Consider the following 14130-nt stretch of genomic DNA (forward strand, 5'->3'; position numbering starts at 1 on the left):
GTCATAAAAAAAGCTTCCAAAGATAAGGAAGCTTTTTCAATTATTTTGTTGTTTCTCAGATTAGCTTTTTACTGGATCTGGTAAAACAGTACCTTTAATTGTAAGTACTTTTGTTGGTTGTCCTTCAGCATTTGAAGTAACAGTTACAGTTTTTGTAAAAGCACCAACTCTGTCAGTAGCATATTTTACACCAATAATACCTTTAGCACCCGGAGCGATTGGCTCTTTTGGTGTTGTAGGCACTGTACAACCACAAGAACCTTGAGTGTTTGTAATGATTAATGGTTTTGTTCCGTTGTTAACAAAAACGAATTCACGTTTACCATCAGCATTGTGAGCGATAGTTCCGTAATCAATAGTTTCTGTTTCGAAAAGCATTCCAGCTCCTTCAACTTTTGCAACCTTAGCAGCTTTAGCTTTTTTAGTTGTTTGTGCATTAGCAGCCGTAATACCAGCTACAGCTAACATAGCGAATAAAATTATTTTTTTCATTTTTAAGGGTCTTTTTTAATGATGAACAAAGCTATATAAAATTCTTATATCTGAACATAAAAAATTCTTAAAATATTTTAATTTTTGAAGTGCCTGATATGCCGCTAAAAAATTATAAATTCGCTGTCTTAATTTTCATTTAAAAACATATCAATTTTGGCAGCTAAAGAGAAAGTGGTGAAGGAAACACCTTTAATGAAACAGTACAACGAGATCAAGAGAAAATATCCTGATGCCTGTCTGCTTTTCAGAGTAGGGGATTTTTATGAAACTTTTGGAGAAGATGCCATCAGAGCTTCTAAAATTCTTGGGATTACCTTAACAAAAAGAGGCGCAGGATCTGATACAGAGACTGCTCTTGCGGGCTTTCCGCACCATTCTATCAATACCTATTTACCAAAATTGGTTAAAGCCGGACTTCGTGTTGCAATCTGCGATCAGCTTGAAGATCCTAAAATGACTAAAACAATTGTAAAACGAGGTGTTACAGAATTGGTAACTCCGGGAGTTTCTTTAAACGATGAAGTTTTACAATCAAAAACAAACAACTTTTTAGCATCTGTTTATTTTGCTAACAAAAATATTGGGATTTCATTTTTAGATGTTTCGACAGGAGAATTTCTTACCGCTCAGGGAAATGCAGAATACATAGATAAATTATTGCAGAATTTTAATCCGAGTGAAGTTCTTGTTCCTAAAAACTGCAAAAGTGATTTTAAAAACGCTTTTGGAGAAGATTTTCATAGTTTTTATCTGGAAGACTGGATTTATAAAGAAGATTATGCTTTAGAAACGTTGACGAAACATTTTCAAACCAATTCATTAAAAGGTTTTGGTGTAGAAGAATTAAAAGAAGGAATTATTTCTGCGGGAGCAATCCTTTATTATTTATCAGAAACGCAGCATAACAGAGTGCAGCATATTACAGCGATTCAGCGAATTGCCGAAGATGCTTATGTGTGGATGGACCGCTTTACGATTAGAAACTTAGAATTGTATCACAGCTATAATCCAAATGCAGTAACGCTTTTAGATGTAATTGACAAAACGCTTTCGCCAATGGGCGGACGTTTGTTGAAACGCTGGCTGGCGCTTCCGCTAAAAGACGGTAATAAAATAAAAGGTCGTCATGATGTGGTTGCCTATTTGGAATCCAATCAGGATGTTTTACAAAATATTCAATATCAAATTAAACAAATTTCAGATTTAGAGCGTTTGATTTCTAAAATTGCGGCAGGAAAAGTTTCTCCTCGCGAAATTGTTTATTTGAAAGAATCTCTGGATGCTATTATTCCGATAAAAACATTAGCACTAGAAAGTCCGCAGGAAGCAGTAAAAGTTATTGGAGACAGTTTGCATTCGTGTGATTTATTGCGTGAGAAAATTAAAACTACATTAAATCAGGATGCGCCGGTTGCTATTTCAAAAGGAAATGCAATCGCAACAGGAATTAATGAAGAATTAGATGAATTGAGAGCAATTTCTACATCTGGAAAAGAATTTTTAGAAGGAATAGAAAGAAGAGAATCAGAACGCACAGGAATTTCATCTTTAAAAATATCATTCAATAATGTTTTTGGTTACTATATTGAAGTTCGAAACACGCATAAAGATAAAGTTCCGGAAGAATGGATTCGTAAACAAACTTTAGTAAATGCAGAACGTTATATTACCGAAGAATTAAAGGAATACGAAACCAAAATTTTAGGTGCCGAAGAAAAAATCCATAAAATTGAATCGGAGCTTTTTGAACAATTAGTTGCCTGGATTGCAACTTATATCAAGCCAGTTCAAATGAATGCTTATCTGGTGGCACAATTAGACTGTTTATGTTCGTTTACACAAATGGCGGTTGAAAACCAATATGTATGCCCTGAAATTGATGAAACTTTTGAATTGGATATTAAAAACGGAAGACACCCTGTAATTGAAAAACAATTACCAGTTGGAACTCCATATATAGCAAACGATGTTTTTCTGGATAGAGAAACACAGCAGATTATAATGATTACCGGACCCAACATGTCGGGTAAGTCGGCAATTTTAAGGCAAACGGCTTTAATTGTGCTTTTGGCTCAAATGGGAAGTTTTGTCCCGGCTGACAGCGTAAGAATGGGAGTTGTAGATAAAATTTTCACAAGGGTAGGAGCTTCTGATAATATCTCGATGGGAGAATCGACTTTTATGGTTGAGATGAATGAAACGGCTTCGATTTTGAATAATATTTCAGATCGCAGTTTAGTGCTTCTGGATGAAATTGGAAGAGGGACGAGTACGTATGATGGAATTTCAATTGCGTGGGCTATTGCTGAATTTTTGCACGAACATCCGTCAAAACCAAAAACGTTGTTTGCGACGCATTATCATGAATTGAATGAAATGACAGAATCGCTTTCGAGAATTCAAAATTATAATGTTGCGGTAAAAGAATTAAAAGACACCGTTCTTTTTGTTAGAAAGCTTGTAAAAGGCGGAAGTGAACATAGTTTTGGAATTCACGTAGCAAAAATGGCCGGAATGCCGCAGATTGTAATTTTGAAAGCACAGAAACTTTTAAAGAAATTAGAAAAAAATCATTCAAGCGATGCTTTAAACGGAGTGAAATCTGCTAATGATGAAATGCAGATGAGTTTCTTTAATCTGGATGATCCTTTATTGGAAGAAATCAAAGAAGAGATCTTAAGTCTCGATATTAATGCGATCACACCCGTTGAAGCCTTGATGAAGCTGAATGAAATAAAAAGAATGCTGGTTAAGAAATAAATCGAAAAAATTTTTCAAGTTTAAAGTTTAGGTTATCAGAAAGTTATAAAATAAGTAAATATTTTTTTGAAAAAAGGCTTGTGTAATTGAATAAATGTCCTAAATTTGCACTCGCAATACGAAACAAGTCAAGTATTGTAGTTCTTTACTAGAATTTGAAACGCGAAAATAGCTCAGTTGGTAGAGCGCGACCTTGCCAAGGTCGAGGTCGCGGGTTCGAGCCCCGTTTTTCGCTCAAAACCATATAATGCTCGGATGGTGAAATTGGTAGACACGCTGGACTTAAAATCCAGTGAACAGCAATGTTCGTGCGGGTTCAAGTCCCGCTCTGAGTACTAAAGCCTCTTCTTTTGAAGAGGCTTTTTTTATTGTGTGAATTCTTTAAAGGTGCTAACGTGCTGAAATTCTAAGGTTCGGAGAATCTAAAATCAACAATCTAAAATCTAAAATTCAAATATGGGTGCTTTTGTAATTAGCAGGCGATTTAATGATGAATATAAGTTTGTGTTTACTTCCAGAAAAGGGAAAGTGATTTTTACAAGTTTGAGTTATGAATTGAGGTTTGAATGTGAAGAAGATATTGAAAGATTTAGAAGAACAATTGAGCTTTCTAAATTTTTAAAATTTAAAGGCTCTGGAGGAAAGTATTTTTTCAAATTGATGTTAGATGGTGTTCACTTTGCAACAAGTCGAAAATACACCACAGAATTGCTTTTGCAAAAAGGAATAAAAGAAATTGTAACTTATGCTTCAAAAGCGGAAATTTTGGATTTCTCGTCGAGTGAATCGATTTTTGAAGATGAAGAGGTTTCTGTTGAAGAAGAAGTGGAAGATTAAGTAGGAAATATTGGGATTTTGCTTTGTTAATTTTTGAGCAAAAAAAAACCATCGATTTCGATGGTTTTAAAATCTTTAGAATTTAGGTTCTAATTATTTTTTTACTTCTTTAGCAGCTTCTTCTACTTTAGCAGCAGCAGAATCAACTTTAGTAGCAGCTGAGTCAACAGTTGCAGCAGCAGAATCAACTACAGCAGCAGCAGAATCAACAGCAACAGCAGTAGAATCTACAGTTTCAGTAGCTGCAGCGTCAGCTTTTTTACAAGATACAACAGTTAAAACAGCAACAACAGCTAAACTTAAAAATACTTTTTTCATCTTACTTTATTATAAAAGGTTAATTATTAATTCGTGGCAAAGATATAAATTTTTTAATATGTAAAATATTTTTTCACTTTTTTTTTAAAATATTTTCCTAGCTCACGTTTATCTTATTTATCAAAGAATATGCCAAAACTATAAAATTTTCTTAAATTATCTAATATTTTGTATAAATAATTTTTCGTTGAAAATTCTATGGTCGAATTGGCTATTTCATTTCTCTTATTTGCAGTTTATATTGCTTTTTAAGAATTATTACCTGATCTTAAATAATGAAAATTACCTGCTTTTAAATCGTTTCTTTAAAATAATCGCTCCCAAAATTTAATTTGAATCCTGTCTTACTCCGAAACAACTTTCATAATCGCATTTGTAGCTCCTTTGTTATCCTGAATAAAAGATTCGCAAATTTGACTTTTTTCTTTAAGAAATGTTGGATCAGTCAGTAAACGGTCTAAAATTTCTTTTAGTTCAGAAACGTTAGAAATTGGCATGCACCCGCCAAGTTCAACTAAAGAAACCGCTTCGGCAAAATTAGAATAATTAGTCCCAATTACAATTGGGATTCCAAATGTCGCTGGTTCCAAAATATTATGAATTCCCGGGTTTCCAAATCCGCCGCCAACGTAAGCGACCGTTCCGTAGCTATATATTTTGGTTAAAATCCCGATGGTGTCAATTATAAATACATTATAACTTGATAAATCTTTGTTCTCTTTTTCAGAAAATAAAACTGTCGATTTTGTAATTTGGGATTTAAGATTTGAGATTTGATCCGTTTTTATATTATGTGGCGCGATAATGAATTTTACATTTTCAGGAGCCTGATTGATGTATTCAGCAATTAAAACTTCATCTTTTGGCCATGAACTTCCAATAACTATGGTTTGCTGATTATTTTTGAAATTTTCGATGTAATCAAGCGTATTGTCTCTTTCTAAAATCGCAGAAACTCGATCAAAACGCGTATCGCCGGATACAATTACATTTTTAAAACCAATTGCTTCAATTTTCTGTTTAGAACTTTCATTCTGCACAAAGAAATAAGTGAAAGCTTTTAGCGCTTTTCTGTAAAAACCGCCGTACCATTTAAAAAACATCTGGCTGTCTCTAAAAATTCCGGAAATCAAATAAGTTGGAGTTTTACTTTTTTCTAATTCCTTTAAATAGTTTAACCAAAATTCATATTTAATGAAAAAAGCAAATTCAGGATGAACCAATTTTAAAAATCTTTTGGCGTTGCTTTTTGTGTCCAAAGGAAGATAAATGGTAACATTGGCAACCATGTTGTTTTTACGCACTTCGTATCCTGAAGGGGAAAAAAAGGTTATAATAATTTTATGTGAAGGATGTTTTTCTTTGATTTTTTCGATTACAGGAAGTCCTTGCTCGTATTCACCAAGCGAAGCAGCGTGAAACCAAATCGTTTTGTCTTCGGCTTTTATTTTTTCTTCTAAAATAGAAAATACATTTTTCCGACCTTCAACAAAAAGCTTAATTTTCGGACTAAAAAGTGCGACTATTTTAAGAAAAAACGCTGCTAAAGAAACAGCTAAATTGTATAAAAAAAGCATGTAGTAATTTTTGCAGCTAAATTACATTTCTTTCGTTTATTTTCATTGGTTTGAAGGTATTAATAACTATTTTTGTTCCTTCTTTCTGACATTCTGGTTTAGTAGAAAGGCTTTTTTAAATAAAATATCGAAAATGAAAAAAATACAAATGGTTGACTTAAAAAGTCAATATGAAAAAATAAAAACGACTGTAGATGCTTCAATTCAAGAGGTTTTAGACACAAATACTTACATTAACGGACCTTTAGTTCATCAGTTTCAAAAAAATCTTGAAGACTATTTAGGAGCAAAACACGTGATTCCTTGTGCAAATGGAACCGACGCTTTGCAAATTGCAATGATGGGGTTGGATTTAAAACCAGGAGATGAAGTTATCACTGCCGATTTTACTTTTGCAGCAACAGTTGAGGTTATTGCATTGCTACAATTAACTCCGGTTTTAGTTGATGTTGATTTGCATAATATGAACATCGATATTGATGCAGTAAAAAAAGCAATTACGCCAAAAACTAAAGCAATTGTTCCGGTACATTTATTCGGTCGCGCTGCTAATATGGATGCCATCATGGAAATTGCGGCAGAACATAATTTATATGTAATTGAAGATAACGCACAAGCAATAGGTGCTGATTATATTTCAAAATCTGGAACAAAAAGCAAAGTTGGTGTTATTGGTCACGTTGCGGCAACTTCATTTTTTCCTTCTAAAAATTTAGGCTGCTACGGAGACGGCGGGGCAATTTTCACAAATGATGATAAATTGGCTCACGTTATCCGCGGAATCGTAAATCACGGAATGTACGAGCGTTACCATCACGATGTTGTGGGAGTAAATTCACGTTTAGATAGTATCCAAGCGGGAGTTTTAAATGCAAAACTACCTTTGTTAGATGAATATAATAAAGCACGTCGTTTAGCGGCAACAAAATACAATGCAGCTTTTGCTGGAAATAAACATATTGTTACGCCAGAATTTGATGCAAATGAAAACGATCACGTTTTTCATCAATATGTTTTAAGAATTTTAGATGCTGATAGAAATGCTTTAATGCAGCATTTATTAGATAAAGGAATTCCATGTGCAATTTATTACCCAATTCCATTGCACTCTCAAAAAGCATATTTAGATCCTCGTTATAAAGAAGAGCAATTTCCAGTTACAAATCAATTAGTGCAGGAAGTAATTGCTTTGCCAATGCATACAGAACTTGACGACGAACAAATCAAATTTATAACAGATTCAGTTTTAGAATTTTTGAATAAATAAGTAACAGCCAAAATAACCACATAAACAACCAAATAAATGAAAGTATTAGTAACAGGAGGATTAGGATTTATAGGTTCTCACACGGTAGTCGAATTGCAAAATGAAGGCTTTGAAGTTGTGATAATTGATAACCTTTCAAATTCTTCAGAAGATGTTTTAAAAGGAATTACAGCTATAACGGGAAAAACGCCTTTATTCGAGAAAATTGATTTAAGAGAAAAAAGTGCCGTTCGGGATTTCTTTAAAAAACATAATGATGTTACTGGGGTAATTCATTTTGCTGCTTCAAAAGCAGTTGGTGAAAGTGTTGAACAGCCTTTGTTGTATTACGAAAACAACATTAGCAGTTTGGTTTATCTTTTACAAGAATTACAGCAAAAACCTGAGGCAAGTTTTATTTTTAGTTCATCTTGTACAGTTTACGGTCAAGCCGAAAAAATGCCAATTACAGAAGATGCCCCGGTTCAAACAGCAATGTCTCCTTATGGAAACACGAAACAAATTGGAGAAGAAATAATTGCAGATACAGCAAAAGTAACGAACATCAGCGCAATTTTATTACGTTATTTTAATCCGGTTGGAGCGCATCCTTCAACTGAAATTGGAGAATTACCATTAGGAGTTCCTCAAAATTTAGTTCCTTTTATTACGCAGACAGGAGTAGGATTACGTCAGGAATTATCAGTTTTCGGAAATGATTATCCAACGCCAGACGGAACTGCAGTTCGTGATTATATTCACGTTGTAGATTTAGCAAAAGCACACGTAATTGCTTTACAACGTTTATTGAACAAAAAGAATTTACAAAAAGTGGAAACGTTTAATTTAGGAACTGGAAAAGGAAGTTCAGTTTTAGAAGTAATTCATAGTTTTGAAAAAGTAAGTGATAAAAAATTACCATACGTAATTAAACCGCGCCGTGAAGGTGATATCACGGAAGCTTATGCAAACACAGATAAAGCAAACAACGTTTTAGGCTGGAAAGCAGAATTAAGTTTAGACGAAGCAATGGCAAGTGCCTGGAAATGGGAACAGAAGGTTCGTTCGTAAATAAAATACACAAAGATATTCCGTAGAGACGCACTGCAGTGCGTCTAACGTATGTAAAGAAATCCCAAATAATCATTTTAGATTGTTTGGGATTTTTATTTTAATTGAATTTATTTTGTAATTTTGTAAGATAAAATTGTAGGAATTATGGGCTCAAAAAAAGAAAATAAAAAGAATGATAAGGTTGAAGAGCCAAGAATAGAATACGAAATTCAAAAGCCTAAATTTAAAGGAATAGATCCTGAAACTTTTGATTTTGATGCTGAGTTTGCAAAAGGATTAACACCGGAGGAGTTTAAAGCTGAAATGTCTAAAAGAATAAAAGCTTATCCTTGGAAAAAATAACTTTAGAAATAAATTAAAAAATAAAATCCTCATAAATAAGATGTTATTTATGAGGATTTTTTATATGATATTCGATACGAAAGACGCACTGCAGTGCGCCTCTACGATTATGCATTCGCAGTAACCGCTTCTTTATCAATTTTATTAATCAAACCAGCTAAAACTTTTCCTGGGCCAACTTCAGTAAATAAAGTAGCGCCGTCAGCGATCATTTGCTGTACAGATTGCGTCCATTTTACAGGAGCAGTCAATTGAATGATTAAGTTCTTTTTAATCTCGTTTGCATCAGAAACTGCATTTGCAGTTACGTTTTGATATACTGGGCAAATAGGAGTAGAGAATGTAGTTGCTTCAATTGCAGCCGCTAATTCTTCTCTTGCAGGTTCCATCATTGGTGAATGAAATGCACCACCAACAGGTAAAATTAAAGCACGTTTTGCTCCCGCAGCTTTCATTGCTTCACAAGCTTTTTCAACAGCAGTAGTTTCTCCTGAAATCACTAATTGTCCTGGGCAGTTGTAATTTGCTGCAACCACAATTCCGTCGATAGAAGCACAAACTTCTTCCACAATATTATCTGCTAAACCTAAAACCGCAGCCATTGTCGATGGCGTGATTTCACAAGCTTTTTGCATTGCCAAAGCACGTTGAGAAACTAATTTAAGACCATCTTCAAAAGATAAAGTTCCGTTAGCAACCAGTGCAGAGAATTCTCCTAAAGAATGTCCCGCAACCATTTCTGGTTTAAAATCTTCGCCTAAAGTTTTAGCTAAAATAACAGAATGTAAAAATACTGCCGGCTGTGTAACTTTAGTCTCTTTTAGCTCTTCGGCAGTGCCTTCGAACATAATATCTGTAATTCTAAAACCTAAAATTTCATTGGCTTTTTCGAATAATTCTTTGGCTAAAGCCGAGTTTTCATATAGATCTTTGCCCATTCCTGTAAACTGTGCGCCCTGACCTGGAAATACGTATGCTTTCATTTGTCTAATTTAATTTTTACTTTTTTTAAAATTGAAAATTAGTTTCAATTGGAAGGCAAAAGTACTATTTTTTTATTTCGTATAATCCTTAAACATGTAAATCCATGCTAATCTTGAAAATCTAAGATTGAAAGAAGTAAGTAAAGTAATAACTACAGCTATGATTGGAATAATTCTTAAATCGAAATTTGTCTCAAAGAAAAACTGAGCAACACAATACGTCGCGATTCCCTGAGCGACTGTTAATCCGTAGTTTACATACATCGCGCCAAAGAAATAACCAGGCTCTTTTTGGAACTTGTAATTGCAATGACTGCAGTATTCGTTCATTTTTGGAAGACCGAAAGATAAAAAAATATTTCTGTCTGTAAATACTTTCCCTTTATGACAAACAGGACATTCGTTGCTTAAAATATGAGTTAATGAATTTGACATGACTTTGATGTTTTTTATTTATACAAAGGTAATTCAGAGCAGGATAAAAGTCTTTTTAGTATCTTCGCTTATTATAGCACAATAAAGACATTTGTTCCGTTTTGTTTTTTAGACTTGTGTAAAACCTGCTATAAATGGCGCACAGATGACACGGATTAAGCAGATTTACAAATAGCAAATAAACAAATCAGTTTGAATCGGTATAAATCTGCGTCATCTGCGTGCGATTCTCATTTTAATCAGTAGGCAAACGCGATATAGTTGGCACACCAATATTTTATTTATGAAAAAGTACCCTGTTTACAGCGTTCAGAATTTTAGCTGCAATGATATTCATCGCGATTTTTACGTTAATACTTTTACAGAGCATTTAAAAAGCCACAGTTTTGTGGAAGAACCGCATCGTCATGATTCCTATTTAATGGTGTTTTTTACAAAAGGTTCCGGACAGCACGAAGTCGATTTTGACCAATTCGAAATAAAAAGAGGAAGTCTGTTTGTACTGCAGCCCGGACAAATGCATCATTGGAGTTTGTCTAAAGATGTTGAAGGTTTTGTAATTATCTTTTCGCAGGAATTGTATAATTTATATTTCGGACAAAAAAATATCAATGATTATAATTTCTATCATTCCATTCATAACCGACCGGAATTGGTTTTCGAAGAAAAAGAAATCCCAAAAATCCTCCCTTATTTTGATTTATTAATTCAGGAAAACAATCAAAATAATAAATATCAGCTGGACAAAATGCTGAATTTATTAGATTCCATTCACATCGAAATTTCCCGTAAATATGGCGAAACGTATTCGCATCAAACGCATTCGTACAATATTAAAATCAACAAGTTTGAATCGCTTTTAGAGGAATATTTCAGAACTGAAAAACTACCGTCTTTCTACGCGGAAAAACTAAATATCACGCTAAAACATTTAAACCGAATCTGCAATGAAATTCTACAAAAAACAGCCACAGAAGTTATCACAGATCGTGTAATCCTAGAGATAAAACGAATGTTAATCGACAAACAATTAGCCGTAAACGAAGTAGCCTTTAAAGTCGGCTACGAAGATTACTCGTATTTCTCCCGATTCTTCAAAAAACAAACAGGATTATCACCAACAGAATTTCGAAATACAGCGCGATAAGTTTTAAGTTTGCCACGAATTACACTAATTTCCACGAATTATTTTTTGCCACAGATTAAAAGGATTTTCACAGATTATTTATTCTCACAATACAGAAAAAAATCTTTTTTAATCTTTTTAATCTGTGGCAAAAAAAAAATTTCCAGTTTGAAAGAAAAAAATTCGTGAAAATTAGTGTAATTCGTGGCAAACCCTCAAAAAAAAAGCCTGCACTCCCGAGAAAAGGTGCAGGCTTCTTAACCAACCAAATTAAAACCTAATTATAAAGTATTAAGCTTGTTTTACAAATTGTAACTCAATGTTTAATTTTACTTCTTCACCAACTAAAACACCTCCAGTTTCAAGAGCTGAGTTCCAGTTTAAACCCCAATCTTTACGATTGATTTTTCCTTCAATGCTTAAACCTACTTTTGTATTTCCCCAAGGATCAGTTAAGATTCCGCTATATTCTACTGGGAATTTTACCTCTTTTGAAATTCCTTTGATCGTTAAATCTCCAGTTAATTGATAATCTCCAGCATCAATTTTTTTGAAAGAAGAAGCTTTAAAAGCTAATTTCGGATTGTTTTCTACATCAAAAAAGTCTGCACTTCTTAAATGCCCGTCTCTGTCTGCATTTGCAGTATCGATAGAAGCGATATCGCCAGAAAATTCGATTGCAGCATTTTCGAAGTCATCTCCTTGTGTAGTGATTGTTGCATCGTAAGTTCCAAATTTACCTGAAACATTTGTAAACATCATGTGTTTAACTTTAAAACCAATTTCTGAATGTGTTGGGTCAATTGACCATTTTGTAGCTGCCATAATTTTATTTTTTAAATAATTAATTTCATTTTGATAGGACAAAGTTACTTCGGCTGTCTTCATTTGGCACTTAACCTAGATTAAGAAATGAAGACGAAATAAATCTTTGATTCCTAGTTTGTTTTGTTTTTATTGTTTGAAAAATTGCTATTGAATTAATAGTTCATCGGAACGTCCATCAATAAAAATTCAGCATCTGTATTTGCTTTTATATTTAAGATTTTAGTTCCTGAAATTCCAACCGCATCACGAGTGTTTAATTCCTGGCCGTTGATTGTAATATTTCCTTTTAAAACGAAAGTATAAACTCCGTTTCCTTCTTTTTTAATTTTATATTCAGTCGTTACACCTGAGTCAAAATTTCCCATTTGAAACCAAGCATCTTGGTGAATCCAAACTCCCTCGTCATCAGCATTTGGAGATAAAATTAGAGACAATTTATTATGTCTGTCAGCAACATCTAAAGTAATTTGCTGGTAACGCGGTGTAACGTTTCTTTTATTTGGAAACAACCAAATTTGTAACAATTTAGTCTGTTGATCTGCATTCGGATTAAACTCACTATGCTGAACTCCAGTTCCGGCACTCATTACCTGAATATCACCATTTTTGATAATTTCAGTATTTCCCATACTGTCTTTGTGTGCCAAATCTCCTTCTAACGGAATTGTAATAATTTCCATATTATCGTGAGGATGCGTTCCAAATCCCATTCCCGCAGCAATTGTATCATCGTTTAAAACACGAAGCGCTCCAAACTGAATTCTGTCTGGGTTGTACCAGCTCGCAAAACTAAAACTATGATAAGCATTAAGCCATCCGTGATTTGCATTTCCTCTTGTTTCTGCTTTATGTAATACTATATTTTCCATGATCTTGTATGTTTTGTAATTTTATAGTACAAAGATACTGCCGAGGTCAAGGAAACGCACTTAACCTAGATTAAGAAGTTTTTTTGAGAGGTTCAAAGGTTCAGAGTTGCAGAGGTTCAAAGGTTTTTTCTTGGAGCAGGAATTTTAGTTTTCAAAAGACCTGACGTCCCGTTATCCGTTTCAATCTTTTGTACCGAACCCCGGTACAAAAGGATTTTCACTTCTATCGGGGCTATACTAGAAGTTTTAGTTTTTAGAAGTTGTGTTTTGTACGCAAAGTATAGCCTTGTAGTTTGTCATTTCGACGAAGGAGAAATCTTCGCAAGTAACTCTACAAAGATTGGCAATATTGTTAGGAGTTTCTAATGTTCGGAATTATTGGTTAAATTGCCATCAGGATATTTGTAAAATTCAAGATCTAATTTGTTCAAGCTTGCACTTATTTCTTCATTGTAAAGTTCTTCAACTTCTTGATTTCGTAATTTTTCAATTAAAATCTTATTTGATAATTTCTTTGGATTAATTAAGGAAATTGCTGATTCAAGGATTTTTGCAGTTTTTGGTTTGTTGTTTTTCTTTAATGCTTTTAATGTTTCAAAACAATTTTGACCACAATTTAAAAAGTATTGATTAAATCCGCCATTATTTACTTCCATTTCTAATTGTTCAATATTAGCTTTCGGTTTAAAACTATTGGTTTTCTCTTTGTCTGATTCAACTTGGCTGAAACAACTTGAAAATGTCATTAAAAGTAAGAGTAAAATGGGATTGAATAATTTTATCATTTTTAGTTGTGGATTTTGTTTTGTCGAGCTACTTGCGAAGATCTCTCCTTCGTCGAGATGACAAAATTGTGGCTAAGCCTTAAAAAAAGAATTATTTAATTCTAATCAATTTCCCTTTTCCAACCACTACATCAAGATAATTCATGGCAGGATGTTTTTTATTATGCATGTAAAAAGAAATAGTATCTCTTTCAATTTGATCTTTTGAAATACTTATAATTAAATCAGTATTAATGAAATTATCCAACAGTATTACATTGCCATAAGAGATTTTTCCTTTTGGCATGTACTTGTTATCAAAAATGAAAACACTATCCTTAAAAGTAATTTTATCTTTTTGAATATAGGAATTGTCATCTTCTAATAAATAATTGTAACGACCGTTAAGTTTATCTGTTTTCTGATTGAAGTTAATAGAAAGGAATATTATTATTAAAGCGAAATATTTCATAGGA

The 14130-nt window shown here is 33.3% G+C and carries 15 protein-coding genes and 2 tRNA genes; 8 read left to right on the forward strand and 9 right to left on the reverse strand.

The genetic code is table 11. The features are described from left to right. Nucleotides 1-60 precede the first annotated feature (60 nt). A complete protein-coding gene (locus BUE10_RS22120; RefSeq protein ID WP_073489093.1) occupies nucleotides 61-492 on the reverse strand; it encodes a DUF1573 domain-containing protein in 432 nt (143 codons plus the stop codon). Between the two features lie 156 nt (nucleotides 493-648). On the opposite strand from BUE10_RS22120, the gene mutS reads away from it, so the two are divergent. From mutS to BUE10_RS22140, 4 genes are all read left to right on the forward strand, one after another. Continuing rightward, nucleotides 649-3255 carry a DNA mismatch repair protein MutS gene (gene mutS / locus BUE10_RS22125; protein ID WP_073489095.1) on the forward strand — a complete coding sequence of 869 codons (2607 nt, stop codon included), beginning with the start codon at nucleotides 649-651 and terminating at the stop codon, nucleotides 3253-3255. Between the two features lie 162 nt (nucleotides 3256-3417). Beyond that, nucleotides 3418-3490, forward strand: a tRNA-Gly gene (locus tag BUE10_RS22130). Nucleotides 3491-3504: 14 nt separating this feature from the next. Next, nucleotides 3505-3590, forward strand: a tRNA-Leu gene (locus BUE10_RS22135). Between the two features lie 121 nt (nucleotides 3591-3711). After that, complete coding sequence (locus BUE10_RS22140; RefSeq protein ID WP_073489097.1) at nucleotides 3712-4092, forward strand: DUF1508 domain-containing protein; 381 nt, start codon at nucleotides 3712-3714, stop codon at nucleotides 4090-4092. A gap of 93 nt (nucleotides 4093-4185) precedes the next feature. Here BUE10_RS22140 and BUE10_RS22145 read toward each other — a convergent pair whose 3' ends face one another. After that, complete coding sequence (locus BUE10_RS22145; protein ID WP_053471595.1) at nucleotides 4186-4410, reverse strand: PG1828 family lipoprotein; 225 nt, start codon at nucleotides 4408-4410, stop codon at nucleotides 4186-4188. Between the two features lie 344 nt (nucleotides 4411-4754). After that, on the reverse strand, nucleotides 4755-5987 hold the full coding sequence (locus tag BUE10_RS22150; protein WP_073489099.1) for a 3-deoxy-D-manno-octulosonic acid transferase: 1233 nt from the start codon (nucleotides 5985-5987) through the stop codon (nucleotides 4755-4757). 133 nt (nucleotides 5988-6120) lie between these two features. Here BUE10_RS22150 and BUE10_RS22155 point away from each other — a divergent pair, with 133 nt between their 5' ends. From BUE10_RS22155 to BUE10_RS22165, 3 genes are all read left to right on the forward strand, one after another. Beyond that, on the forward strand, nucleotides 6121-7254 hold the full coding sequence (locus BUE10_RS22155) for a DegT/DnrJ/EryC1/StrS family aminotransferase (protein ID WP_073489101.1): 1134 nt from the start codon (nucleotides 6121-6123) through the stop codon (nucleotides 7252-7254). A 36-nt stretch (nucleotides 7255-7290) separates the two neighbouring features. Beyond that, nucleotides 7291-8304, forward strand: a complete 1014-nt coding sequence (gene galE / locus BUE10_RS22160; RefSeq protein ID WP_073489103.1) for a UDP-glucose 4-epimerase GalE — start codon at nucleotides 7291-7293, stop codon at nucleotides 8302-8304. Between the two features lie 147 nt (nucleotides 8305-8451). After that, nucleotides 8452-8649 (forward strand): hypothetical protein, encoded by a 198-nt coding sequence (locus BUE10_RS22165; RefSeq protein ID WP_073489105.1) that lies wholly within the window; start codon nucleotides 8452-8454, stop codon nucleotides 8647-8649. A gap of 107 nt (nucleotides 8650-8756) precedes the next feature. Here BUE10_RS22165 and fabD read toward each other — a convergent pair whose 3' ends face one another. Beyond that, nucleotides 8757-9632 carry an ACP S-malonyltransferase gene (gene fabD, locus BUE10_RS22170; RefSeq protein WP_073489107.1) on the reverse strand — a complete coding sequence of 292 codons (876 nt, stop codon included), beginning with the start codon at nucleotides 9630-9632 and terminating at the stop codon, nucleotides 8757-8759. Nucleotides 9633-9704: 72 nt separating this feature from the next. After that, nucleotides 9705-10067 carry a DUF983 domain-containing protein gene (locus BUE10_RS22175; RefSeq protein ID WP_073489108.1) on the reverse strand — a complete coding sequence of 121 codons (363 nt, stop codon included), beginning with the start codon at nucleotides 10065-10067 and terminating at the stop codon, nucleotides 9705-9707. A 283-nt stretch (nucleotides 10068-10350) separates the two neighbouring features. Here BUE10_RS22175 and BUE10_RS22180 point away from each other — a divergent pair, with 283 nt between their 5' ends. After that, nucleotides 10351-11214: a helix-turn-helix domain-containing protein gene (locus tag BUE10_RS22180; protein ID WP_073489110.1), complete on the forward strand. Its 864-nt coding sequence runs from the start codon at nucleotides 10351-10353 to the stop codon at nucleotides 11212-11214. Between the two features lie 270 nt (nucleotides 11215-11484). On the opposite strand, the gene BUE10_RS22185 is transcribed toward BUE10_RS22180, so the two are convergent. The 4 genes from BUE10_RS22185 to BUE10_RS22200 form a co-directional block, all read right to left on the reverse strand. After that, nucleotides 11485-12018, reverse strand: coding sequence for a YceI family protein (locus tag BUE10_RS22185; RefSeq protein ID WP_073489187.1), 534 nt, complete (start codon nucleotides 12016-12018; stop codon nucleotides 11485-11487). Nucleotides 12019-12173: 155 nt separating this feature from the next. Beyond that, on the reverse strand, nucleotides 12174-12890 hold the full coding sequence (locus BUE10_RS22190) for a pirin family protein (protein WP_073489112.1): 717 nt from the start codon (nucleotides 12888-12890) through the stop codon (nucleotides 12174-12176). A gap of 362 nt (nucleotides 12891-13252) precedes the next feature. Then, nucleotides 13253-13675 carry a DMP19 family protein gene (locus BUE10_RS22195; RefSeq protein ID WP_083598256.1) on the reverse strand — a complete coding sequence of 141 codons (423 nt, stop codon included), beginning with the start codon at nucleotides 13673-13675 and terminating at the stop codon, nucleotides 13253-13255. Nucleotides 13676-13766: 91 nt separating this feature from the next. Beyond that, a complete protein-coding gene (locus BUE10_RS22200) occupies nucleotides 13767-14126 on the reverse strand; it encodes a hypothetical protein (protein ID WP_073489115.1) in 360 nt (119 codons plus the stop codon). Nucleotides 14127-14130 lie beyond the last annotated feature (4 nt).

Origin of the sequence: Flavobacterium sp. CF108, from assembly GCF_900129795.1 — a bacterium.
In the GTDB taxonomy this organism is placed as follows: Bacteria; Bacteroidota; Bacteroidia; order Flavobacteriales; family Flavobacteriaceae; genus Flavobacterium.